Here is a 250-nt window from a genome sequence, read left to right on the forward strand (position 1 = left end):
CTTGAGTGTGTGACTTATCGTAATTATGGCCATTTTGAAGGGGATGAACAAAAATATAAAGCTCCATCCGGTAAAGAAAAAGAAGAAGCCAATCGTGATTGTATTTCTCAATTTCGCGATTATGCGATTGAACATCAGTTGTTAACAAATAAAGAGGCAGAGGAGATTGAATCACAGTCAATGGCTGACATTGAACATGCAATCAAATTTGCCGAAGAAAGTCCAGTACCACGACCAGAAGCTTTGTTCG

Annotated in this window: 1 protein-coding gene; it reads left to right on the forward strand. The window is 38.8% G+C overall.

Annotation, left to right across the window (positions count from 1 at the left end):
* Positions 1-250, forward strand: a 250-nt coding sequence (locus RYX56_RS24150; RefSeq protein WP_317124355.1) for a thiamine pyrophosphate-dependent enzyme, incomplete at both ends; no start/stop codon positions are given.

The organism is Alkalihalophilus lindianensis, assembly GCF_032843265.1.
In the GTDB taxonomy this organism is placed as follows: Bacteria; Bacillota; Bacilli; order Bacillales; family Bacillaceae_D; genus Alkalihalophilus; species Alkalihalophilus lindianensis.